We start from the raw sequence: 23311 nt of genomic DNA, 5'->3' as shown, positions 1-23311 counted from the left end.
CCTGATGCAGCCCCGCGTGCACGACAGCACGTCCACTGTCGTCGTTTCCACACATATCTATTGTTGTTAGAATTGCAGATTGCGGGCAGAAGGAAGCCCTTGGGCAATCCCGAAAGAGGAGAGGATCATGACAGGCGATGACGCGACGGGCAGGTGCAACTGCGGCGCCGTATCGTGGCGGATCAACGGCGCGCCGCTCGCCGTCGCGGCCTGCCACTGCACCAATTGCCGTGCCCAATCGGGTGCGGCCTTCTCGGTGAACATCGTCGCCAAGGCGCGGGACGTCGCGATCGAAGGTCCGATCAAGACGTTCGAAGACAAGATGACTTCAAGCGGCCAGCCGGTCCTGCGCCAGTTTTGCGGTGAATGCGGATCGCCGATCCAGTCCGTCATCACCGCCAACCCGGCGATCGTTGCGATCAAGGCCGGAACAGCCGACCAGGCCGGTAACTTTGCCCCCACGCTCCACGTCTGGACACAATCCAAGCTCCCCTGGGTCGAGGTTCCTGCCAATGTACCGAGCTTCGCGCGCGATGTCGGCTGAGGCGATACACCAACGGCACGTCCGCACGCCGGACGGGCTGACGATCGCGCTCGACGAGGGCGGCCCGGCGAACGCACCCACGGTCGTCCTGCTCCATGGTGGCGGACAGACGCGGCACAGCTGGTCCGGCGCCATGCGCGCGCTGATCGCCGATGGCTATCGCGTCCTCAACTTCGACGCCCGTGGCCACGGCGACAGCATGTGGTCGCCCGAAGGCGACTATCTCCTCGACCATCGCGCCTCCGATCTGCGGGCGGTCGTAGGCGACACGCACCCTCTGGCGCTGGTCGGCGCTTCGCTTGGAGGAGCGACCGCACTCCATGCGGTGGCGCAGGGGCTGGACGTCGATGCGCTGGTCCTGGTCGACATCACACCGCATCCGGAGCCGGCCGGCATAGAGCGGATCACCACGTTCATGCGGCAACACCCCGACGGATTCGCGACGCTGGACGAGGCGGTCGACGCGGTTGCATCCTACAATCCGCATCGTCCCCGACCACGCGACCCGGGCGGGCTACGGCGCAATCTGCGTGAGCATCCCGATGGTCGCCTGCGCTGGCATTGGGATCCGAAGATCATCGGCACCGCTCCCGCCGTGCATCACGCAACGGTGCGGGCGTCGGCCGACCGGATCGCCGCCGATACACCCTTTCCCGTGATGCTGATCCGCGGACTGAGCAGCGACATCGTGTCGGACCAGAGCGTCGCGGCGTTCCGCGCCTTGCTTCCATGGGCGGAAGTGGCCAACGTCGCGGGAGCGGGCCATATGATCGCAGGCGACCGCAACGACGCATTCAACGCCGCGATGCTCGACTTCCTTGCCCGTCATCTACCCGTTCACGCAGGGCATCACAGCGCCAGCGCCTGAGTATCCTACCTGGTCCGTTATATCTGCCATCGTTAAAGCGGTTTCGGACCGGGAGGGGCGATCGGGCGAGAGCTTATCCGCATCGGCGGAGCGTGGGCGGCGCCCGAACGGTACGGACCCGTTCACCGTCATCAACCCTGCGACCGAGGCACCCGAAGGGGAGATCACGATGGACGACCCCACCCGCCAGCGCCTGCTGCCGAGCGGGTCAAGGTCCAGCGATCAGGGCTGATACGGCAATGACGACTGATGAAGGATGATTCGCACCTTGCCGTCCTCACATTCCTTGAACACGAAGCTCTTGTTGACGAAGATGTGGCTGTCGTCCTGACCGATGAAATGCACGTTGCATTGCACGATCGCAAGATCGCCGTGCAGGATGAAATCCTCCTTGCTGTACCATACCTTCACCCAGGGCTTCAGCTTGAAGCCCTTGTCATCGGGAAATTCGTCGCTTCCGCCGACGAAATAGGCCAGCGCGCCATCCTTCGTCGGCCGGTAGGTCCGGGTGCCGAAGGTCAGGGTCGGTTTGAATAGCACCTTGCCATTGTCATAGTCGTAATTGTCGGTCAGCACCTTCGTCGCGACAGCACGCGGATCGCCGCCATCGGAATGGGCCTTGCCGACCGCGACCACATTGTCGCACCAGGTCTGCAACGCTTTGTGGACCATATCTTCGGTGAACATTCCTGTTGATCCTTGTTCTTGAGAGGGCATCCCGCCTGGCGGGAGGAAAAGGTCGGGCGCGCCGAACTCCGGCATGGGCGAGCACCGTCGCGGCGATCGCCAGCGTTTCCTTGGGGCTATACCGACGCAGCATCGGCGCATGTCGCGCACAGGCCGCCCGCCTCCACCGGGGTCGCAGCCAGTCGGAACCGGCGTCCGATCGCATCGGTGTAAATCACGCGCAGCGCCGGGTTTTCGATCAACTGCACGGCGTGGCATTCCAGACAGACGAGGCACAGGTCAGCTGTGGGCGGTCGCGTGACATAGGCGCCCAGCATCTCGATACGCAGCACGCGGCCCTGCCCCACCAATCGCGCAAGGGTGCGATACACTTGGGCGGCGACGACACGTCGTCCGTTCTTGCTGGCCTACCCGGCAAGGTCATAGGCACTGAGCGGACGAGACTCCCCGGCGAGAATCGTGCAGATCAGTTCGTCGATCTCACCTGCACGACGACGGGGGAAAGCGGCGACCTGATGGATCATGCCGGCAGGTCCGCAGCGACGCGCTCGACCAGCCCCTCCAACTGAACGTCGCTCAGCCCTAGCGTCATCAGCGCCAGCGTGCCGCGCAGTTCCTCGGGATCGATCCGGCGGGTGATGAACACCATCCGCGTGCGCCGGTCCTCCGATGGCCACCGCTCCAGTTCGACCGGCGGATGGAAGACATGCTGCACGCCGTGGACGATCACGGGTGCGTCGTGGCCCGCCAGGTTCACGATCCCCTTCACCCGCAACAGGTCGGCGCCCCTGAACATCGTGAGCAGTCCCAGCCACCGCTCGAACGCCATCGGGTCGAGCGGCGTGTCGAAGGTCAGGCAGGTCGCGCGGATGCCGTCGTCGTGCCGGTTCACGTCATGATGATGGTGGTGGTGATTTCCGCCGTGATGCGCTTCCTCCGCCAGCCAGCGGCGCACATCGTCGCTCTTGCTGGCGGGGTCCCATAACCCGACGCCGAACAGCAGCGACGGGTCAACCGCACCGTCGGTCACCGTGATGACCGGCGCGGCCGGGTTGAGCGCCGCCAACCGGACCCGGATCGCGCGCTGCACTGTCTCGTCGACCAGATCGGTCTTCGTCAGCAGCAGACGGTCGGCGACCGCCGCCTGCTTTACCGCTTCCGACTGCGTATCGAACGTTGCCATCCCGGTCGCGGCATCCACCGTCGCGATCACCGCATCGAGCCGGTAGAGCGCCTCGAGGTGCGGATCGGTCATCAGGGTGTGGAGGATCGGCGCCGGATCGGCCAGCCCGGTCGTCTCGATCACCACCCGGTCGAACCAGCACTGCCCATCCCGGGCGAACCGCCACGGTGCTTCACGCAGCGTTCGCGACAGATCGCCGCGGATGGTGCAGCACAGGCATCCGCCTATCATCTCGACCACCAGATCGTCGTTCGAGCGGGCGACCAGGTCATGATCCAGCCCGACCGCCCCGAATTCGTTAATGATCACCAGTGCCCGCGCCATGCCCGGCGAGCGGACGAGATGGTTGAGAACGGTCGTCTTGCCGCTGCCGAGGAAACCGGTCAGCACCGATGCGGGGATGCGCCCACCCGCCCCCGTCAGAAGGCCGCTCATGCCTGCTCCTCCATCGAACAGGTGGGACGCGCGGGCGCCCGGTGCGACAGGGCACGCCAGTTGCCGACATGGGCCACCGCCAGCAGGACCGCACCCACGCTGCTGACCGCGCGCTCCACCGTTTCCGAGTCGACCGCGAACGCGCCGATGCCGAGCTGCGTCAGTCCGATCGCGGCGGCAACCAACGGCCACCGCAAGCCATGACGCCGATGGCCGAGCGTCATCGCCAGCACGCTGGTCGGCAGCGCGAGTGCGAAGGCGACGGCATGGAAGCTCTCGGGCACCGCCAACATGGTCGCCAGCACCGGCAACGCCACCAGGATTGCGGGCAGGACGAGGCAGTGGATCAGACACAGGACCGATGCGGTCACCGCTACCCCGTCGAGCCAGCGGGGCGGGCGATCGCCCGTGATCGGAGAGCTACTGGACATCGGCTGAAACTCATGACTATGTAATGTTGTAACGTATCTCATTGGATAACAGACATGGCAAGCCATTCCCTGCATGATAATCGCCTGCCGGTGACAGTGCTGTCCGGTTTCCTCGGCGCCGGAAAGACGACGCTGCTCAATCACATCCTCGCCAACCGCGAGGGGCGGCGGGTGGCGGTGATCGTCAACGACATGTCGGAGGTGAACATCGACGCCGACCTGGTGCGCGGCGGAGAGGCGGCACTATCGCGATCGGAGGAGGCGCTGGTCGAGATGACCAATGGCTGCATCTGCTGCACGCTGCGCGACGACCTTCTTGCCGAGGTGCGCACGCTCGCCGAGGCCGGACGATTCGATTATCTGGTGATCGAATCGACCGGCATCTCCGAGCCGCTGCCGGTCGCCACCACCTTCTCGTTCCGCGACGAGGGCGGCGTGTCGCTGGGCGATGTCGCGCGGCTCGACACGATGGTGACGGTCGTCGATGCGGTGAACCTGCTCGCCGACTATTCCAGCCAGGACTTCCTCGCCGATCGCGGCGAGACGATGGGCGAGGACGACACGCGCAGTCTGGTCGGCCTGCTGGTCGAACAGATCGAGTTCGCCGATGTGGTGATCGTCAACAAGGCATCGTCGGTGTCGCCCGAGCAACTGGCCGTGGTCAAGAAGCTGGTCGCCAGCCTCAACGCCGATGCCGTCATCGTGACCGCCGACCAATCCCGCGTCGACCTCGATCTGGTCCTCGCCACCGGACTGTTCGACGAGGAGAAGGCCTCGCGCCATCCGCTCTGGGCCAAGGAGTTGTACGGCTATGCCCATCACCAGCCCGAGACCGAGGAATATGGGATCGAGAGCTTCGTCTATCGCGCGCGGGCACCCTTCGACCCGGCGAAATTCCACGCCTTCCTGACGACAGGCGGCCTCGACCATGTCGTGCGCGCCAAGGGGCATTTCTGGCTGGCGACGCGGCCCGACTGGGTGGGCGAGCTGGCGGTGGCGGGCAGCCAGACCGAAACCGCGCGCATGGGGCGCTGGTGGGCGTCGATCCCCAAGCACCAATGGCCCGATGACGGCCGGTTCGAGGAGTTCGTCGCCAAACATTGGGACGTGATCTGGGGCGACCGGCGGCAGGAGCTGGTGTTCATCGGGATCGGGATGGACGAGGCGCGGATCCGCGCGCGGCTCGACGCCTGCCTCCTGCCCGCCGCCGCTTTCACCCCGACGCTGTGGGCCGGGCTGCGCGATCCGTTCCCGGCCTGGGGCGAGCCTCGGCTGGAGGCGGCCGAATGAGCACCGCCATGCTCGATGACATCGTGGCGTTCGGCCACGATCGCGCTTCGCTCGACGCCATCGCCCGGCCCGATGCCGCGCTGGCCATCTGGTGGCGATCGCTGCCCGATCCGCTTCACGCCGCACTGGCATCCCTCGATCTCGACACGGTCGACGATATGTCATTCGACTTCGCCGCCGAAGAGCCGGTCGATGGCGCGCTTGCCGACGCGGGCTATGCCGATCCGGTCGCCACGCTGCTCGCCGAGGATATCGGGCTGCTGGTGCGACGCCACGCCGCACTGACCGGCGAGGACCGGTTGCGGCTGCGGCTGGAAGTGATCGAAACCGATGCCTGCCGCCGCTTCCACGCCGACTTCGTCACGCTGCGGCTGCTGTGCAGCTATGTCGGACCGGGCACCCAATGGTGCCGCGCCGATGCCGCCGATGCCATCTGCGAGGTGCCGACCGGGGCGGTGGGCGTGTTCAAGGGGCGGTTGTTGCTTGATCCGCCGACCATTCTCCACCGCTCGCCGCCGATCGGCGCGACCGGCGAGCGCCGTCTGGTTCTGGCGATCGATCCGCTGCCCGGCCGACCGATCCCGTAATGGGCGGACGCCGCCCTGCCGCCGGTCAACGCCATTCGCTTCAAAGGACGTTCATGCACCGTCGTACCCTGTTAGTATCCGCGGCGATGTTGCCGCTGCTCAATACGCCTTTGCGGGCGGCCGAACCGGCCAATCCGCTGCTCGACGAGTGGGCCGACGGCATTCCGCCCTATCGGGCGATCCGCCCGGCGCATTATCGCCCTGCGTTCGCTGCCGCGCTGAAGGCGGCGCGCGCGGATTTCCGCGCGATCACCGCTGCACGCTCCGCACCTAGCTTCGCGAACACGATCGAGGCGATGGAGCGCACGGGCCAGCAGCTGGCACGGGTGTCGTCGGCCTTCTTCAACGTCGCCTCCGCCGATGCGACGCCCGATATCCAGGCGGTCGAGGAAGCAGTGGTCCCCGAACTGACCCGCTTCTCGAACGAAACCTCGCTAGACCCCGCGATGTTCGCCCGTGTCGACAGGATGTACCAGGACCGCGCCTCGCTCGGCCTCGACGCCGAACAGTTGCGACTGCTGGAGGAAACGCACAAGCGCTATGTCCGCGCCGGTGCCGCTTTGCCCCCGGCGGCCCGCGCCCGCGTCGCCGCGATCAACGAGGAAATGGCGACGCTGGGTGTCCAGTTCGGCCAGAAGCTGTTGGCCGACCAGAAGGCGAGCAGCGTGCTGCTGACCGAGGCGGAGGTCGCGGGCCTGCCCGCCGATCAGAAGGCGGCGGCGGCGAACGCAGCCAAGGCCGAGGGCAAGACCGGCTATCTGATCCCGGCCACCCGATCGGCGGTCGAGCCCTTCCTGACCGTCGCCACCGATCGTGCGGCACGGCGAAAGGTGTTCGCGGCGTTCGACAATCGCGGTGCGAACGCGAACGAGAACAACACCGCCGCGATCATCCGCAGGCTGGTCGAGCTACGCATCGAACGCGCCAAGCTGATGGGAGCGCGCAGCCACGCCGCCTTTGCGCTGCAGGACGCGATGGCCAGGACGCCGGAGGCCGCGACCGACCTGCTGATGCGTGTCTATCGCCCGGCACTGACCCGCGCGCAGGAAGAGGAAGCGGCACTGCTCAAGCTCGCCAGCGCCGATGGCGTGACGCGGATCGAGCCATGGGACTGGCGCTTCTATGCCGAGAAGGAACGCCAGCGGCGCTACAACCTCGACGAAGGCGCGGTGAAACAATATTTCCCGCTCGACGGCATGGTCGCCGCGCTGATGGACACGACGAAGCGGCTCTACGGCATCCAGTTCGTGGCCCGCGCCGACGTGCCGGTCTATGCCGATGGCGTGAAGGTGTGGGAGGTGCGCGAGGGCAATGGCGCGCCGATCGGGCTGTTCTATGCCGACTGGTTCGCGCGCCCGACCAAGCGGCCGGGAGCGTGGATGAACTCGCTGCGCGACCAGAACACGCTGCTCGGCCAGCGGGCAATCGTCGTCAACAATTGCAACTACACGCTCCCGGCGCCCGGTGAGCGCGCGCTCATCAGCCTCGACGATGCCGAAACGCTGTTCCATGAATTCGGCCACGGGCTGCACGGCCTGTTCAGCAAGGTCCGCTATCCCAGCCTGTCGGGCACGGCGGTGACGCACGATTTCGTGGAATTCCCCTCGCAGGTGCACGAGCATTGGGCCAGCAATCCGGCGATCCTGCGCGCCCATGCCCGCAACGCCGCCGGTCAGCCGATGCCGGAGGCGATGCTCACCGCGCTGCTGGAGGCACGCACCTTCAACCAGGGCTATCTGACCGTGCAGCAGCTGTCGTCGGCGATCCTCGACATGCGGCTGCATTCGCTGGAAGCGCTGCCCGCCGATTTCGATGCACTGGCCTGGGAAAAGGCGCAACTCGCCGATCTGGGCGTGCCACACGCGGTCGGGATGCGGCACCGCCTGCCGCACTTCAGCCATATCTTCGACGGCGGTTATTCGGCGGGCTATTACGCCTATACCTGGGCCGAAGTACTCGACGCCGACGGCTTCGCCGCGTTCGAGGAAAGCGGCGACGTGTTCAATCCGGTGCTGGCGAAGAAGCTGCGCGACGAGGTGTTGTCGCGCGGCAATTCGCGCGATCCGGCGGAAAGCTATGTCGCGTTCCGGGGGCGGATGCCCGACGCGGGGGCGTTGTTGCGCAATCGGGGGCTGGCGTGATGCTTCGTCGTCTGCTGACCGGCGCTGCGCTGGCCGCCCTCCCCGCCCCGGCGCTGGCCGCCGACGAGAGGTCCACTGAAAGCGGCGATCAGGAGGAGATCGTCGTTACGGGCGTGTTCCAACGCGATCCGCGCGATTCACCATCGCCGGTGTCGGTTCTGACGGGCGCAGCGCTCGACCGATCGCTGCGCCCGCAGATCGGCGAGGCGCTGGCGCGGCTGCCGGGGGTATCGTCGACCAGCTTCGGCCCCAATGCCGCGCGTCCGATCCTGCGTGGTCTGGCCGGGGAACGGGTGCGCGTGCTGACCGACGGGATCGGCGCGTTCGACGTCTCGAACACCTCGGCCGACCATGCCGTGGCGATCGACCCGCTGCTGTCCGAACGGATCGAGGTGCTGCGCGGCCCTGCCTCGCTGCGCTTTGGATCGTCGGCGATCGGTGGCGTCGTCAACGTGCTCGACCGCCGCATCCCCACCGCCGTTCCCGACGCACCGGTCGCGGTGCAGGCGCGCGGATCGCTGGGATCGGCGGCGGATGAGCGTTCCGCCGGCGCCAATCTCGGCGTACGCCTGTCCGACCGGATCGTGATGGCGGGCGGCGGCAGCCTGACCGACACCGGCGATCTGCGCGTCGGTGGCCCGGTGCTGTCCGATCGCCTGCGCGCCCAGGCCCGCGCCAGCAGCGATCCCGCCATCCGTGATCTTGCCGACCTGTCGGGTCGTCTCGTCAACACCAGCGCGCGCACCCGCACCGCCCATCTCGGCGCGGCCTTCATCGATACCGGCGGCGATCTCGGCGCCGCGATCACCCGCTACGAGACCGATTATGGCCTGCCGATCCGCTATGACCTGACACCCGGCGCCGAACAGGAAGCGGTGCGAATCAACGCGCAGCAGTGGCGGGCCGACCTGCGCGCGTCGGTGGTGTTACCCGGTTTCTTCGAACGTCTGTCGCTGCGCGCGGGCTATGCCGACTATGTCCATTTCGAGGGCGATCCCGTCACCGGCACCACCTTCGCCAACAAGGGGATCGAGGCGCGCGCCGAGCTGCGCCAACGGTCCCACGGCCGATGGCAGGGTGTCAGCGGCGTCCAGACCTTCTTCCGCGATTTCCGCGCCGTGGGGGCCGAGGCGTTCGTGCCGCCCAACGAAACGACGCAGAACGGGGTCTTCACCCTGCAAGAGGTCCCCATCGGCCCCGTCCGCCTGGAGGGTGGCGGGCGCGTCGAATGGACCGGAATCCGTTCGCAGCCCGCCGGGTTCGATCGCCGCTTCACCGCGACGTCGATCGCCGGCGGCGCGTTCGCCACGGTCACGCCGGGGGTGAAGCTGGGGCTGAACCTGTCGAGCACCGCCCGCGCCCCCGCGGCGGAGGAACTGCTGGCCGACGGCGCGCATGTCGGCACCCAGTCCTATGAGATCGGCGACCGCAGGTTCGGCATCGAACGCGCGCGCGGGATCGAACTGGTCGCGCGCCTGTCCGGTGCCCGCTGGCGGCTCGATGCGTCGGCCTATCGTACCCGCTTTAGCGGCTATATCTACGAGTTCGACACCGGCCAGGTGATCGACGACCTGCCGGTGTTCCGCTTCGCGCAGGGCGACGCCACCTATCGGGGTTTCGAGGTGGAGGGCCAGGCGTGCGTCGTCGATCGCCCCGGCCTGATGGTCAAAGTGGACGGGCTGGTCGATGCGGTACAAGCGACGATCGACGGGTTCGGCCCCGCCCCGCGCATTCCGCCGCTGCGCCTGCTGGGCGGGATCGAGGGGCGGAGCGACCAGATCGGCCTGCGTGCCGAGGTCGAACACAGCACCCGACAGACGCGCGTAACGGGGTTCGAGACGACGACACCCGCCTTCTCGCTCGTCAATCTCAGCGCCGACTGGACGCCGCTGCCGAACCGCGATCTGCGCCTGACACTCAGCGCCAGCAACCTGTTCGACGTGGTGGCGCGCCGCCATGCCAGCTTCCTGAAGGACTATGCCCCACTCGCCGGTCGCGACGTGCGGCTGGGAGTCAGCATCCGTATCTGAACCGGAGACGACCGATGAAATACTGGCTTGCCTGCCTCGCCGTCCTCGCCGCGCCAGCGGCCGCGCAGGACCGCGCCGCGCCGTTCACGCTGGCCCCGCTGCCCTATTCCGCAACCGCGCTGGAACCGGTCATCGATGCCGAGACCATGACCCTGCATCACGACAAGCATCACCAGGCCTATGTCGATGCGCTGAACAAGGCGCTGGCGGCCGATCCGGCGCTCTCCGGTCGCTCGCTGGAGCAGCTGCTGGCGCAGGCCGGTTCGGAACCGGCGGCGGTGCGCAACAACGCCGGCGGGCATTGGAACCACGGCTTCTTCTGGAAGACGATGGCGCCTCCCGGCAGCGGCGGCCAACCGTCACCCGAACTTGCCCGCGCGATCGACGCGGCCTTCGGATCGATGGACAAGATGAAGGCCGCGTTCAAGGCCGCCGGTACGGGCCGGTTCGGATCGGGCTGGGTGTGGCTGATCGTCGGGCCGGACGGCAAGCTTGCGATCACCTCGACACCCAATCAGGACAATCCGCTGATGGATGTCGCCGACCAACGCGGTACGCCACTGCTCGGCAACGACATGTGGGAACATGCCTATTATCTGAAGCACCGCAACCGCCGTGCCGAGTATCTGGACGCCTGGTGGCAGGTGGTCGACTGGCAGGCCGTGTCCGCCCGTTACGCCGCGCGATAGGCCGGCTGCTCCGCGCGGGCCTGCGCCCCTGCTCAGGCCCGCGCCACCCAACCCCGCCACGTGAAGGCGGCGTAGAACAGCTCGACCGCCTCGAAGCCCGCATCGCGCAGGCACGCCGCATCCTCCTCCGGCGTCAGCAGGGCAAGGCTTGCGGCTACCGCCGTCCGCGCCTGTTCGGTCTGCGCCGGATCGGCACCCGATGCGACGGCATAGGCCGCATAGCGTTCGAGCCAGCGGGTCCGGGAAGGCTCGTCCTGCGGAAAACTCGAATGGACGACCACCAGCGGCGCGCCGGGCGACATGCGCCGATGCATCTCGCGCAAGGTTCGGACCCGTTCGTCGCGACCCAAGAAATGGAGCGTCAGAAGAGAGGTCGCGGCGTCGAACGGGCCTTCGGGCGCATCCTCGACATAGCCCTCGACCCAATCGGCACGACCGGCATCGTCGCCCATGGTCATGCGCGCGAGGTCCAGCATCGGGCCGGCCGGATCGACGCCGGTGAAGCGCCAGCCGGGGTGCGCCCGCGCCAATGCCGTCAGTTCGAGCCCGCCGCCGGCCCCCAGCACAAGCACATGCGCGTCGGCGGGCGCATGTTCGGCCAGCAGGATCGCCGTCATGCGGTGGACCGCGTCCAGCCCGGGCGTGAAGCGCCGCGGCCCATCGGCATAGTGCGCGATCCGTTCGCGATCGAAAAACATGTCGAGGAACAGTCGGTTGCTGTCGGTCACCAGTAAATCCTTGTTTCTTGGCAATCACGCGCCGGGCGCGACGATCACCTTGCCGAGCACATCCGGCTGAAAGATTTCGCGATTTTGTCGTGGACTATGTGCTGGGCCGGCGCCCCGGTGTCGAACCAGCCGTCGATCTCACCACGAAACGCGGTGTCGTCGCCACGGCGTTTTTGCCGATACAGGGCCGGCGCGGAAAGCGGTTCACCGGTTCCGGCTCAAAGATCGACGGTGACATAGGCGGAAACGACCCGTCCCGGAATGATGTCATAGGCCCCGGCGCCTTCCAGGGCGAAGCCATAGACATTGCCGATGTTGTGGACTTCGCCCCGGAAGGTCACGTCGTGCCCGCCCGCTCGAAATCGATAGCGTGCGCCAAGGTCGACAAGGGTGCGCGACGGGATCGAGACGCGATTGTCCAGCGTGGCCGGCACCCGGCCGGTGTTCGAGACGCCCGCATCGACCGACAGGCCGTCGAGCGGCAGTCGCCAGTCGGCGTTGACATCCAGCGAGCGCGTGGCGATCCCGACCGGACGTCGCCCGACGCGGCCCAAAGCCACGCCCGCTCCGGTTACGCGCGGGTCCAGCAGCACGCCGCCCGCCACGATGTTCAGCCGGGGCGTGACGGCTCCTGCCACCGAGAACTCGACGCCGCGGTTGACGATGTCGCCAAGCAGGTCGAAGCGGTTGGCCGCGTCCAGATTGTAATAGGGTTTACGCAAGTCGAACACGCCGCCCACCAGCTTGATCGTGTCGGTCAGCTGGTACCGCAGCCCGGCATCGACCTGCCGCGTCAGGATCGCGGGCAACGGCTGGTTGCGGTTGACGGCATTGTCGGGCGCGATGCCGCTTTCTTCCAGTCCGGTCGCATAGCCGGCGTAGATCGCCAGTCGCGGTCTCGGGAAACCGGCGGCGGTGACGTTCCACAGCCAGGGCTGCGACCGCGTATCCAGTTGCGGGGCGCCCGGCAGCGAGAAACGCTTGCGATAGTCGGTGCGTGACACGCCGAAGCTGAGTTCGCCCACATCACGCCACCGCCCGTCATAGGCGATGCCGAGCGTCGCCTGTCGAACCCGGTCGTGGGTCTGCGGCGTGAAGGCGAACCGCGGCTCGGGCGGATCGAAGGACTGGCCGATGCGCGTCGGACCATAATCCAGAAAGTCGGAACCGCCATAGCGCTGCTGCCGGTCGCGGCCACGCAAGGACAGATGGATGACGTGAAGCCGTGGCCCCTCCGCCAGCGCGCGGCTGATCCGCAGTTCGCCGGACAGCGACACGAAGCGGCTGCGCGGATCGGCGATGATGAGGCGGTTCGCGGTCCCGTCCGGCGTCAGGTCGGTCAGCAGATGGGCGAAGGTCGAGCGATCGTCGTAAAGCGAGCGGAACAGCCCGGCACGCACCGTCCAGTCGCGCCACGGCGAGACGGTGGCGAGCAATCCCTGCAAGCCCGCGACGCTGTCATAATCGTTCCAGCCCGGCCCGTCATAGCGCCGCCGCGACACGCGCGGGGGCAGATGCGCACCGGCGGGAATGTAGATCGGCCCTGCCTCGTCGTCATAGACCTGACTGCGCGTCCAGAAGGGCAGGATCTCGATATCCGGGGACGGGCGCCAGCGGAGCGATACGGCTTCATTGTGCGACCAGCTGGTGGTGCCGTTGTAGAAGCTGTTGCGCGCACCCTGCGCGCCGACGCCGAGACTGAGTGTCGACGACAGCGGCACCGCGCCATCGGCCTCGATCCCCGCATTGCCGTAGCTGTCCGCGCTCGCCAGCAGCGACAACGTGGCTCGGTCGCCGGGCTTGCGGAAGCTGTAGTCGACGATCCCGGTGGGCGACGGGAAGGGATAGCCCTGCGCCGACAGGCCAACCCGGATGGTGGTCGACTGGCGCAAGCGCTGGATCAACGTGAGATAGGGATCGAAATACAGCCCCTCGATCCGCACGTTCCCGGCGTCGAACGGCGAGAAACCGCGCACGTTCGCCGACGAATACAGCCCGAGCGTTTCGCGGCCCACGCTATAGCCGAACGCATCCTCGGCCTGACGCACGGCATTTTCGGCGGTACGACCGATCGGCACCGGTGAAGCCGGGTCGGCGGTCTGCGGCGGGTCGGATGGCAGATGCTCCGCGGGCGGGGGCGGCGCGTCCTGCGCCGCACAGGGCCAGGAGCAGACCGTCGCCAGGATCAGCGTGGCAATGGACACCGACCGGATCACTGCACGAACTCGAAACGGCTCGGCGCGCGCGAAAAGCGGACGGCATCGGTGTCGAAGGCGCGGCCGACATGGCCGTCCGCGATCAGTTGTTCCGCGGTCCCCACCGATAGGCCACCGCGTCCGTCGAGCAGCCACACGCTGTCGGTAAACTGCCGCGACAGGCCCAGATCATGGCTGGACAGGAGCACCACTGCGCCGTTCGTCGGTGGCACGATGCTCGAGCCGGATCGCGCCGAAGCCGCCTTTGACGACCGAGCGCGGGTTGCGCTAGCCGTTGAAGGCACGTCGCCCGCCGAATACGTTGATCGGCCGCGCGGCGGCGTCCAGCGCGAATACGCTCGGCGTTTCCGAACGGCGGTCCACATAGGTGCCGTAAATCGACAGACCAGTGCACGCGCCGATCGCCCATTTTACGTCTTTGACCGTCACATCGGCGGGAACATCGATCAGGCGACGCTCGCCGCGCATCGCCGTGACGACGATCTCATCACGTTCGTCGGGGGCCTCAGCCTGCTGTGCACTTGCCGGTCCTGTCGGGCCGATGGCGGCAAAAACGCCACCGACAAGCATCGCACGCATCGGCAAACGCCGCATTTCTCCGTTCACGATCAATTTCTCCGCCACCCTGACGCTTGCGGCAGCTCAAATGTGACAATATAACGTTTCGCGTAATTTGCAAACGGAGGGTAGGGATGTCCCGGTTCGCGTGTGACGCCCGTTTGCCCGTTTCTCGTTTCCCGCACTCCCTCGTGCATGGACGTTGACGCTGCTCGACTGCCTGCTGATCGAGCCGCGCAGGATGCCGATCTTCAACCATTGTGGCGTCGGCCAATGGGATTGGACTATCGTGCCCGACATGGGCGGGGGCGATGTGAACAACACGCTGCGGCTAGCGCAGCCGCTCCAGCGGCTGGAACGGTCCTGTTGCCCGATGATCTGCGAGGGCGGCGGCGACCTGATCGCCGACATGGTCAATGTGCCTGCCGAGATGGACCGCCATGTCCGCGAGCGAATGATCCTGCCGCCGAATACCGCGACGCCGTTGGCCGGCGAACCATGACGCTGGAGCCGATCCTGTTCGGGACGGCCGCGACGCTGTCGACGCTGGCGGGCGGGCTGCTGGCGCTGCGGTTCGGCCACCGGATCGTCCTGATCCTAGGCCTGACGGCGGGCGTGGTGCTGGGCGTCGCGGTGTTCGATTTGTTGCCCGAGGCGATCACGCTGGCAAACGGGCTGTGGCATCCCCGGTCGCTGATCGCCTTCGCGGCGGTGGGGCTCGGTGGCTATATGCTGATCGACCGGACGATGCACCATGCCGCGTGGCTGCCCGCGCGCTGGCGCGTCCATCTCGCCCCCGCGACATTGACGCTGCACAGCCTGATGGACGGGATGGGTATCGGCATCGCCTTCCAGATCGACACGCGCGCCGGCTGGCTGGTCGCGCTGGCGGTGCTGACCCACGATCTCGCCGACGGCGTTAACACGGTCAGCCTGTGCCTTGCCGCCCGATCCGAAGAAGCGGCGCGGGGCTGGCTGGTGCTGAACGGCGCGGCACCGGTCCTGGGCGTACTGCTCGGCCTCAGCATCGCCGTACCGCCGGTGATGCTGGCCCCGCTGATGGGCGTGTTCGCGGGCGTGTTCCTTTATATCGGCGCATGCGAACTGCTGCCGCGCAGTTATGCCCGCGACCCGCGGCTGCGTACGACACTCGCCAGTCTCGCCGGAATGATGCTGATGTTCGTCGTGACGAGTGTCGCCCACTGACGCGTTTCAGGTTGATTCGTTAACAAGGAGCGGTCGCCACCCTACGGAGTCCGCCCTATGCCGTCCTGTACCGCCGACAACCACGACCATGGTCATGCCCCGTCCGTGACAACGGCACCCGGTCATGGCGAGCGGGCCGCCGCGATCGTCCTGGTCCTGACGATCGTGACGATGGCAGCGGAGATCGTGGCCGGCTGGTGGACCGGGTCGATGGCGCTGCTGGCCGATGGCTGGCATATGGGAATGCACGCCGCGGCGATGGCGGTCGCGGTCTTCGCCTATCGCTTCGCGCGCCGTCATGCAGGCGCTAACCGCTATGCCGCCGGGGCGCACAAGGCACCAGACCTAGGCGCGTTCGCCAATGCGGTGATTCTCGCCGTGATCGCGGTGCTGGTCGCCGGCGAGTCGGCGGTGCGGCTGGTGTCGCCCGAGCGGATCGACTTCTCGACCGCGCTGCCGGTGGCGGTGATCGGCCTCTCTGTGAACCTGCTGAGCGCCTGGCTGCTGCGCGACTCGCCACACGATCATGGCTGCGGGCACGAGCATCGCGACAACAATCGCGAGGCGGCGCTGATCCATGTGTTGTCCGACGCCCTCACCTCCGCGCTGGCCATCGTCGCGCTGTGGTGCGGGCGGCGCTACGGGCTGGTCTGGCTGGATCCGCTGATGGGTCTGGTCGGCGCGGCAGTGATCCTGCGCTGGTCGTCCAGCCTACTGCGCCGCAGTGCCGACGCGCTGCTCGACGCCGATGTCGCGCCTGGGCCCGACATGGTCGCGATGCACACTCCGGTGGAACGCGGGCATTATCACTGACGCCGCTTGACATCCGTGAGACTATGAACATATTAGGATGTGTTCATATGTTGATGGGTGCATGACACAGGACGAAGGGACGCAGCTCGCCGAACTGTTCCGCCTTTTGGGGGAGCCAAACCGGCTGCGGCTGGTGGCGGCCTGCCTCGACGGGCCGCGTTCGGTCGGCGATCTGACGGAAGAGGTCGGCATCAGCCAGAGCCTGGTGTCGCAGCACCTCCGGTTGCTACGCGCCGGCCGGCTGCTGAAGCAGACCCGCAGCGGGCGGAATGTCTTCTACGACCTGCCCGACTGCCATGTCCGCACCATGCTCACCAACATGATGGACCACGTGCTCGAACCCGAAGACCATAGCCACGAGGAATAAGATCATGAGCGTCAATGTCGAAATGGTGAAGTGCGCCTGCACCGATTGCGTCTGCGTCGTCAGCACCGACAATGCGGTGAAGGCCGATGGCCGCATCTTCTGCGGCGAGAACTGCGCCAACCACCACCAGCAGTCGACCGGCTGCGACCATGCCGGTTGCCCCTGCCACGGCTGAGCCGATCATCGCTTTCAGGGCGATAAAAGGGGCCGGGAAACCGGCCCCTTTTTCGTGCACGATCCCAAAATGCTAGTTTGCCCCTATTCGCCGCGCCCGGCGAGGCGCCTATGGTTGCCGAGCCATGGCGCGACTTCCGTCGCAGCTACGCGGCATAGCATCTCTCCGTCGCCACTGACTGCCAGGGGCGCGGACAAGGCTGTCCGGGCGATGGCGCCGCAAGCCAATCCCCTGATTATCGCAGCGATACAACCTACCCCTGTCGTTTTTCGAGAGCCTCAGCGCGACCATTTCATGTGACGTGCCGCGTTCTCCTGCCTGTCGCTGTCTCCACGCCGGCATTCACCGCTACCCGGCGTCGCCGTTGGAAGATCTATGCCTGCTTTTCCCGCCGCGAAGAGAAGAAGCGCGCAGGTGTGGTCCCCAATGCCTTCTGAAACATGGTGATGAAGGCGTTGACCGACCCATAGCCCAATTCGGCGGCAACGGCCTGCACCGACGCACCGCCTGCCAGTTCCCGGAGCGCGATGACCAGATGCATTTGCTGGCGCCAGTGCCCGAACGTCAGGCCGGTTTCCCGGACGAGCAACCGCGACAGCGATCTTTCGCTCATTGCCACGCGCTTCGCCCATTCCGCCTGCGTGGCGCGATCCGATGGCTTGGACGTCAACGCGTCGGCGATGGCGCTGATTTTCGGGTTGGCCGACACCGGCAGGTTGAACCGCTGGTGCGGCATCGCGGCCAGTTCGTCGAGCAGCACACGTGCGAGGCGGGCGGCATGGCTGTCTGGCCGATAGCTGGCCCCTTCCATGGTCAAGCGATCGATCATCGCGCCAATCATCGGAGTGACCGACAGCGCGCAGCAATGATCCGGCAGACGCGCCGCCCCCGGCTCGACGAACAGGTAGCTAAGCCGGGCATTCGGCGTGGCGCGCGCGCTATGGACCGTGCCCCCCGGAATCCAGATCCCGCAGTTCGGCGGAACGATCCAGAGCTGGTCTGCCGCCGTACAGGTTACCGCGCCATGCAGCGCTAGGATCATCTGCCCCTTTCGGTGCACGTGCGTCGGCACCTCCGCGGCATAGTCCGCGAAGTCGAGATGGCGGGCAACCGTGGGCCCGTCGGTCGCGTCGGGATCGAAGGCGGTGATGGCTGGTAACGGGGAAAGCATGCGATTGACCGGATTCAGGGACTGATTGCCTGAATAGCGAATTTCCACCGATATAAGAATCGTTATCAACAAGCAAATGGGTATCTGGCTGTTTTACACTTATGGTTGGGTCAGCCCGCGCTTGGCATTGCCGCGTCTCGGCACGCTCGTGCGCGCGCCGGCGCTGTGGGCCGATGCGGAAGCGCTGCTCTTTTCCGCCAAGACCTTCGTGGCGGCGATGCTGGCCTATTATATCGCGCTGCGCATCGGGCTTCCCCGCCAGTCCTGGGCCATCATCACGGCCTACCTGGTTTCGCAAGGCTCGGCCGGTGCGTCGCTCAGCCGCGGCCTCTATCGCCTGACGGGCACGCTGGTCGGCGCCGCGGCGACGGTGGCGATCCTCCCGACCTTTGTCGGCGAGCCCATCATTTGCAGCCTGGTGCTGGCCGGTTGGATCGGCTTCTGCCTGTTCCTGTCGCTGCTCGACCGTACGCCGCGCGCCTATGCCTTCGTTCTGGCCGGCTACACGGCCAGCCTGATCGGCTTTCCCGGCGTTGCCGAGCCGGACGCGATCTTCGACACCGCCTTGGTCCGCCTGCAGGAAATCGGGCTCGGCATCCTCTGCGCGGTGCTGATCCACCGCTTCGTGCTGCCCCGGCCGATGACCGGTCAGTTCGTGGGCAAGGTGACGGCGACGCTTTGCGATGCACGGCGCCTGGCCGGCGACGCGGTGCGCAGCGCCTCGGACCCGAAACAGCGCGCCGACCGCCACCGGCTGGCGCTCGATCTGCTCGCCCTGAACGGGCTGGCAACGCATCTGCCCCATGATCCGGCCACCGCCGCGCCCCATCGCGAGACGCTGCGGCATCTACACGATCGTCTGGCGCGGCTGCTGCCCCTCGCGACGGAGATCGAGGCGCGGTTGGCGGCGATGCGCGACGACGAGGCGCTGGCGGCGCTGCTGCACGCCATCGGCCAGTGGATCGACGCGACGCCCGCACGGGAGGCGGACGCCACCGCGCCCCATCTGATCAACCGTGCGAATCAGCTGCGCGCGATCGCCTATGCCGAACCGGCGCGCGAGGGGAATCTGTTGACCGGCAATCTCGCCGGCCACCTCGCCGAACTGGTCGGCCTGCTCCAAGAGGGTGACCTGCTGGTGCGTGAGGTCGCGAACGACCGTTCGGCACGGGATCGGCGGGGATGGCGCCGGCGCACGCCGGCGACGGGCTATGTCCACCACCGCGATCCGCTCATGGCGGCACGAGCTGGGACCGGTGCGACCCTTGGCATCCTGGCCGGCTGCCTGCTCTGGATCTGGTCCGCATGGCCGGACGGTGGGCTGGCTGTATCGGTGCTGGGCGTCACCTGCGCGCTGTTCGGCAATGTCGATGCGCCCGCGCCCCATGTGCGCAAATACATGCTGGGCTCGTTCTACGGCGTGGTGCTCAGCCTTGCGTATAGCTTCGTCATCCTGCCGCGCGTCACCGATTTTCCGACGCTGGTCGCCGTGCTCGCCCCCGCTTTCCTGTGGGGCGGATCGCTACAGGCTCGGCCGGCCACGGCCTATATGGCACTGGGGATCACGCTGACGATCCCGATCCTGTCGGGACTGGGCGCGCCGTACAGCGGGGATTTTGCCGACGCGCTCAACGGCAGCGTGGCATTGTTCGTGGCGACCGGGTTCGGAGCGGCGAGCATGACCCTGCTCCAGACCGTACCTGCCGATGCGGCCATCGATCGCCTGTTGCGGTTGACTCGCCGCGACGTCGCCCGGCGCGCGCTTGGCCGTGGGCCTGCCGAGGCGGTCTGGACGAGCCTGATGGTCGATCGCACCGCGCTGCTCCTGCCACGACTTGGGGCTTCCACGCGCGCGCGGGCGGACACGCTTGACGCGATGCTGCGCCATCTTCGCATCGGTCATGCGGTCGCTGGGTTGCGTCGTGCGCTCGACGGCGCGAGAGCGCCAATCGTCCAGCAGGGGCTGCAATTGCTTGGGGCGCTCGCCGAGTATTGGGCAAACACCCGCGATGGCGATGCCGGCGCGGTAGCGGCGTTGGTCGAGCGCATCGAAACGCTGATTGCGCGTGTCGCGGCCGACGCGAACGAAGGCAGGTTGCGGCTGCTCGATCGGCTGCTCGACCTCCGCCATGCGCTGGCCCCCGCAGCGGCGACCGATCCGAAGCGCGCGGGATGATTTCCGACCTCGACATCGCAGGCATCCTGGTGCCGGGACTGCTGGCGCTCGCCTGCCTCGCCCTGGTGGCGACGGTGCTCCTGCTGCGACTTCTCGCCGTCACCGGCCTGTCGCGCCGCCTTGCCTTGCCGGCGCTGACCGAGATCGCCGTGTTCATCCTCCTTTACAGCCTGCTGATGCGAGTTTGCCTGTGACCGGAACCTTGTTATGAAGTCCGTTCTCTTCGTCGTTGCGCGCTATGGCATCACGCTTGCCGTCGTCGCTATTGCCGCCCTGGTCGGCTGGCGGTTGTGGGACCGGCATCAGCAGACGCCCTGGACACGCGACGGCCGCGTCCGCGCCGATGTGGTGCGAGTCTCAACCGATGTCGGTGGGCTGGTGACGCAGGTGATGGTTCGCGACAATGCGGTCGTGCACCCCGGGCAACTCCTGATCGTGCTCGACCAGCCGCGCCTCGCCGCCATGATCGAGCGGGCGGACGCTGCCATTGCGGAGGCGCGCGCGCTGCTCGAACAGGCGCGCAAAGAGGCGCGACGCGACGTGGCGCTGGGTGACCTTGTCGCGACCGAGGCACGCGAACAGAGCGCTGCCAAGGTCCGAACCTCGGAGGCCGCGCTGACCCGCGCGATTGCCGACCGCAATGTCGCCAGAGTCGATATCGAGCGAACCGAGATCCGCGCGACCGTGGCAGGGATCGTCACCAATCTCGACATCCACCCCGGCGACTATCTCGCCGCGGGCGCGCAGGCGATGGCGCTCGTCGACACGTCCTCGCTGCGCGTCGAGGGCTATTTCGAGGAGACAAAGCTGCGCCGCGTCGCGATCGGCGGCCGCGCCCGCGTCCGCCTGATGGGAGAGGATGGCGAGATTACCGGCCATGTCGATAGCATTGCCGCCGCGATCGCCGACGACCAGCGCGACGATACCGGCAATCTGCTCCCGAAGGTCGCGCCGACCTTCTCTTGGGTCCGGCTGGCCCAGCGCATTCCCGTTCGCGTGCATATCGACCGCTTGCCCCCCGGTGTCCGCCTGATCGCCGGGCGGACGGCGACGGTGGAGATTCTCCCCGCCACCGCGGCGCCGGTCGGGGGGCGGCGGTCGTGAAGCGTGCGCTCGCCATTCTGCCCGCCCTGCTTTTCGCGGGCTGTGCAGCCGGCCCGGACTATCGCATTCCCTCGATGGCGATCGTCAACCGACCCGAGGCAGCAGCACCGTTCCTGGGCAGCAGGGATGCCGGCATGTCCCAAGCCGAACTGCCGCCACGCTGGTGGCGCCTCTACGGCGATGCCCGGCTCGACAGCTATGTCGAGGAGGCGCTGGCGGCGAATACCGATCTGCGCGCCGCTGAGGCCAATCTGCGCCGTGCCGGCGCGATCGTTCGCGAAGCCGCTGCCGCACGGACGGTCAGCACCGGCCTGAGCGGACAGGCGGCAGGCGGCCGGATCGGCGGCCCTACCGCAGCGCTGCCGGCCCCGTTCAGCTACGCGCTCGGTTTCGACGCCGGCTACCCGCTCGACCTTGCAGGCGGCATCCGGCGCGGGATCGAGTCGGCCACGGCGCAGGGCGAGGCGGCGGTGGCGGCGCGCGATCAGGTGCGTGTCGTGGTAGCGGCCGCCGTAACCCGCAATTATGCACGGGTCTGCGCCGATGGCGTGACATTGAAAGCGGCCCGGCGCGTCGCCGCGATCCAGCGCTCCACCCTGGCGGTGGCGGTCCGCATGGCGCGCGAAGGACGCGGCACGCGATTCGACATCGACCGTGCACGCGCAGCCGCCTTCTCCGGCGAGGCCGCCATTCCGGACATCATCGCCGACCGAAAGGCAGCGCTGTTCGAACTGGCCGCGCTGATGGGCCGAACGCCTTCCGACTACCCGCACAATCTCGAGGCCTGCGCCACGATCCCGACGATCGCGCGGCCGATACCGGTCGGCGACGGCGCGATGCTGCTCCGGCGCCGGCCGGACGTGCGCAAGGCCGAGCGTGTGTTCGCGGCCGCCACTGCCAGTATCGGCATCGCGGAAGCCGATCTCCATCCAAGGGTCAGCCTTGGCGGTTCGGCCGGCACGGCGACGTCGGTAGGGCGCGCTTTGGGACCGACGTCGTTCGGGTTCAGCCTCGGCCCGCTCGTGTCCTGGTCGTTCCCGAACAGGAAAGCGGTTCGCGCCCGGATCGATCAGGCCGGCGCCGATGCGGAGGTCGCGCTGGCAGGCTTCGATGGCGCCGTGCTGGTCGCGCTGCAGCAGATGGAGACCGCGCTGTCGGCATACGCCCGGGCGACGAATCGCCTGCAGGATCGGGCGCGGGCGGCAGATGCCGCCGCCAATGCGAGCCGTGATGCCGAAAGGCTCCAGCGGTTCGGCCGCACGTCCTTCCTCGACGTCCTGAACGCGCAGGCCGGTTACGCCGATGCCCAGGCCAGCCTGTCCACCGCCCGCGCCAGCCTCGTCGATCGACAGATCGATCTCTTCCTGGCGCTGGGCGGCGGGTGGGAGAAATAAGACCGGGCGCTGCTTGTTCCCACCGTGGGCCTGTCATCATCGCGGCGAGCGGCAACTTGGCGCGCATGTGGTCGCGCATCCCCTTCGCAGCTATTCGAACGATGCTTCGCATCGCCGGAACCTCGGGCTGCTCCGCCGAGCCGACGATCTTGCAGGTCTGGCCGAGCTGATAGTGGTGGGGTAGCAACCCACGTCAACCGCCGGGCGGCTCGCGCCGGCACCGATGGCCAGCTCAGATGTTGTACGGCTCGCAGAACGAGCCACAGAGCTGAGCTGCCCCCTTCTGAGTGGTCCATCGACTATGACAGTCTGGACCAAGGAAGGGACAACGAATGCCAGCGAAGAAGCACAAGCCGGAGGAGATCATCGGCAAGCTGCGTGAGGCGGAGATCATGCTGGGCCAGGGCGGCACGACTGCTGAGGCATGCCGGCGCATCGCAGTCAGCGAGCAGACGTATTACCGCTGGCGCAAGGAATATGGCGGCCTGAAGACGGATCAGGCGCGTCGGATGAAGGAT

At 67.2% G+C, this 23311-nt stretch carries 26 protein-coding genes; 17 read left to right on the top strand and 9 right to left on the bottom strand.

The annotated features are described in order from the left end of the window. Positions 1-127 precede the first annotated feature (127 nt). Positions 128-544, top strand: a complete 417-nt coding sequence (locus COA17_RS12300; RefSeq protein ID WP_096612824.1) for a GFA family protein — start codon at positions 128-130, stop codon at positions 542-544. Then, complete coding sequence (locus COA17_RS12295) at positions 513-1412, top strand: alpha/beta fold hydrolase (RefSeq protein WP_245857784.1); 900 nt, start codon at positions 513-515, stop codon at positions 1410-1412. Before COA17_RS12300 ends, COA17_RS12295 begins: the two co-directional genes overlap by 32 nt. A 222-nt stretch (positions 1413-1634) precedes the next feature. On the opposite strand, the gene COA17_RS12290 is transcribed toward COA17_RS12295, so the two are convergent. The 4 genes from COA17_RS12290 to COA17_RS12275 all read right to left on the bottom strand — a co-directional run bounded on the left by COA17_RS12290 (position 1635) and on the right by COA17_RS12275 (position 4148). Continuing rightward, positions 1635-2174, bottom strand: coding sequence for a hypothetical protein (locus COA17_RS12290; RefSeq protein ID WP_245857782.1), 540 nt, complete (start codon positions 2172-2174; stop codon positions 1635-1637). Between the two features lie 41 nt (positions 2175-2215). After that, positions 2216-2431: a hypothetical protein gene (locus COA17_RS12285; protein ID WP_141397092.1), complete on the bottom strand. Its 216-nt coding sequence runs from the start codon at positions 2429-2431 to the stop codon at positions 2216-2218. Positions 2432-2619: 188 nt separating this feature from the next. Then, on the bottom strand, positions 2620-3717 hold the full coding sequence (locus COA17_RS12280; RefSeq protein ID WP_096612816.1) for a CobW family GTP-binding protein: 1098 nt from the start codon (positions 3715-3717) through the stop codon (positions 2620-2622). Then, a complete protein-coding gene (locus COA17_RS12275; protein ID WP_096612814.1) occupies positions 3714-4148 on the bottom strand; it encodes a MerC domain-containing protein in 435 nt (144 codons plus the stop codon). Before COA17_RS12275 ends, COA17_RS12280 begins: the two co-directional genes overlap by 4 nt. A 54-nt stretch (positions 4149-4202) precedes the next feature. Here COA17_RS12275 and COA17_RS12270 point away from each other — a divergent pair, with 54 nt between their 5' ends. Genes COA17_RS12270 through COA17_RS12250 form a run of 5 tightly spaced genes read left to right on the top strand, consistent with a single transcriptional unit; the run spans position 4203 to position 10885 of the window. Further along, entirely contained in the window at positions 4203-5438 is a 1236-nt protein-coding gene (locus tag COA17_RS12270; protein WP_176484893.1) for a GTP-binding protein, read from the top strand. 8 nt (positions 5439-5446) lie between these two features. Further along, positions 5447-6025 carry a DUF1826 domain-containing protein gene (locus tag COA17_RS12265; RefSeq protein WP_096612989.1) on the top strand — a complete coding sequence of 193 codons (579 nt, stop codon included), beginning with the start codon at positions 5447-5449 and terminating at the stop codon, positions 6023-6025. Between the two features lie 53 nt (positions 6026-6078). Further along, a complete protein-coding gene (locus COA17_RS12260) occupies positions 6079-8166 on the top strand; it encodes a M3 family metallopeptidase (RefSeq protein ID WP_245857781.1) in 2088 nt (695 codons plus the stop codon). Further along, positions 8166-10196, top strand: coding sequence for a TonB-dependent receptor (locus COA17_RS12255; protein WP_096612810.1), 2031 nt, complete (start codon positions 8166-8168; stop codon positions 10194-10196). The genes COA17_RS12260 and COA17_RS12255 overlap by 1 nt, the downstream gene beginning before the upstream one ends. Positions 10197-10210: 14 nt before the next feature. After that, a complete protein-coding gene (locus COA17_RS12250; protein ID WP_096612808.1) occupies positions 10211-10885 on the top strand; it encodes a superoxide dismutase in 675 nt (224 codons plus the stop codon). Between the two features lie 32 nt (positions 10886-10917). Here COA17_RS12250 and COA17_RS12245 read toward each other — a convergent pair whose 3' ends face one another. The 4 genes from COA17_RS12245 to COA17_RS12230 form a co-directional block, all read right to left on the bottom strand. Continuing rightward, entirely contained in the window at positions 10918-11613 is a 696-nt protein-coding gene (locus COA17_RS12245) for a class I SAM-dependent methyltransferase (protein WP_245857778.1), read from the bottom strand. A 218-nt stretch (positions 11614-11831) separates the two neighbouring features. Further along, positions 11832-13817, bottom strand: coding sequence for a TonB-dependent receptor (locus COA17_RS12240; RefSeq protein ID WP_245857775.1), 1986 nt, complete (start codon positions 13815-13817; stop codon positions 11832-11834). A gap of 8 nt (positions 13818-13825) precedes the next feature. Beyond that, a complete protein-coding gene (locus tag COA17_RS12235) occupies positions 13826-14017 on the bottom strand; it encodes a hypothetical protein (protein ID WP_245857772.1) in 192 nt (63 codons plus the stop codon). 79 nt (positions 14018-14096) lie between these two features. Further along, complete coding sequence (locus COA17_RS12230; RefSeq protein ID WP_141397091.1) at positions 14097-14453, bottom strand: hypothetical protein; 357 nt, start codon at positions 14451-14453, stop codon at positions 14097-14099. Between the two features lie 136 nt (positions 14454-14589). Here COA17_RS12230 and COA17_RS18835 point away from each other — a divergent pair, with 136 nt between their 5' ends. The 5 genes from COA17_RS18835 to COA17_RS12210 all read left to right on the top strand — a co-directional run bounded on the left by COA17_RS18835 (position 14590) and on the right by COA17_RS12210 (position 16948). Further along, entirely contained in the window at positions 14590-14889 is a 300-nt protein-coding gene (locus COA17_RS18835; RefSeq protein WP_141397090.1) for a hypothetical protein, read from the top strand. Continuing rightward, positions 14886-15593, top strand: a complete 708-nt coding sequence (locus COA17_RS12225) for a ZIP family metal transporter (RefSeq protein ID WP_141397089.1) — start codon at positions 14886-14888, stop codon at positions 15591-15593. Before COA17_RS18835 ends, COA17_RS12225 begins: the two co-directional genes overlap by 4 nt. Positions 15594-15698: 105 nt before the next feature. Beyond that, positions 15699-16406, top strand: coding sequence for a CDF family Co(II)/Ni(II) efflux transporter DmeF (gene dmeF, locus COA17_RS12220; protein ID WP_217991010.1), 708 nt, complete (start codon positions 15699-15701; stop codon positions 16404-16406). A 61-nt stretch (positions 16407-16467) separates the two neighbouring features. Then, positions 16468-16773: an ArsR/SmtB family transcription factor gene (locus COA17_RS12215; RefSeq protein WP_096612800.1), complete on the top strand. Its 306-nt coding sequence runs from the start codon at positions 16468-16470 to the stop codon at positions 16771-16773. Between the two features lie 4 nt (positions 16774-16777). Next, positions 16778-16948: a metallothionein gene (locus COA17_RS12210; protein ID WP_096612798.1), complete on the top strand. Its 171-nt coding sequence runs from the start codon at positions 16778-16780 to the stop codon at positions 16946-16948. A 373-nt stretch (positions 16949-17321) separates the two neighbouring features. Here the strand turns inward: COA17_RS12210 and COA17_RS12205 are convergent, their stop codons facing one another. Beyond that, on the bottom strand, positions 17322-18167 hold the full coding sequence (locus tag COA17_RS12205; protein ID WP_245857770.1) for an AraC family transcriptional regulator: 846 nt from the start codon (positions 18165-18167) through the stop codon (positions 17322-17324). Positions 18168-18195: 28 nt separating this feature from the next. On the opposite strand from COA17_RS12205, the gene COA17_RS12200 reads away from it, so the two are divergent. From COA17_RS12200 to COA17_RS12180, 5 genes are all read left to right on the top strand, one after another. Next, on the top strand, positions 18196-20295 hold the full coding sequence (locus COA17_RS12200) for an FUSC family protein (RefSeq protein WP_096612796.1): 2100 nt from the start codon (positions 18196-18198) through the stop codon (positions 20293-20295). Further along, complete coding sequence (locus COA17_RS12195; protein ID WP_096612794.1) at positions 20292-20489, top strand: DUF1656 domain-containing protein; 198 nt, start codon at positions 20292-20294, stop codon at positions 20487-20489. The genes COA17_RS12200 and COA17_RS12195 overlap by 4 nt, the downstream gene beginning before the upstream one ends. A gap of 13 nt (positions 20490-20502) precedes the next feature. Continuing rightward, complete coding sequence (locus COA17_RS12190; RefSeq protein ID WP_096612792.1) at positions 20503-21399, top strand: HlyD family secretion protein; 897 nt, start codon at positions 20503-20505, stop codon at positions 21397-21399. Beyond that, the gene (locus tag COA17_RS12185; protein ID WP_217991009.1) at positions 21396-22793 is read left to right on the top strand and encodes an efflux transporter outer membrane subunit; all 1398 of its coding nucleotides are present in this window, start codon (positions 21396-21398) and stop codon (positions 22791-22793) included. The genes COA17_RS12190 and COA17_RS12185 overlap by 4 nt, the downstream gene beginning before the upstream one ends. A gap of 332 nt (positions 22794-23125) precedes the next feature. After that, a partial coding sequence (locus tag COA17_RS12180; RefSeq protein ID WP_141397088.1) for a transposase occupies positions 23126-23311 on the top strand: 186 nt, incomplete at its 3' end.

The sequence above is a fragment of the Sphingomonas ginsenosidimutans genome, from assembly GCF_002374835.1.
In the GTDB taxonomy this organism is placed as follows: Bacteria; Pseudomonadota; Alphaproteobacteria; order Sphingomonadales; family Sphingomonadaceae; genus Sphingomonas; species Sphingomonas ginsenosidimutans.
The sequence above is the reverse complement of the archived record's forward strand: the minus strand, read 5'-3'. Positions and strand labels throughout refer to the sequence as shown.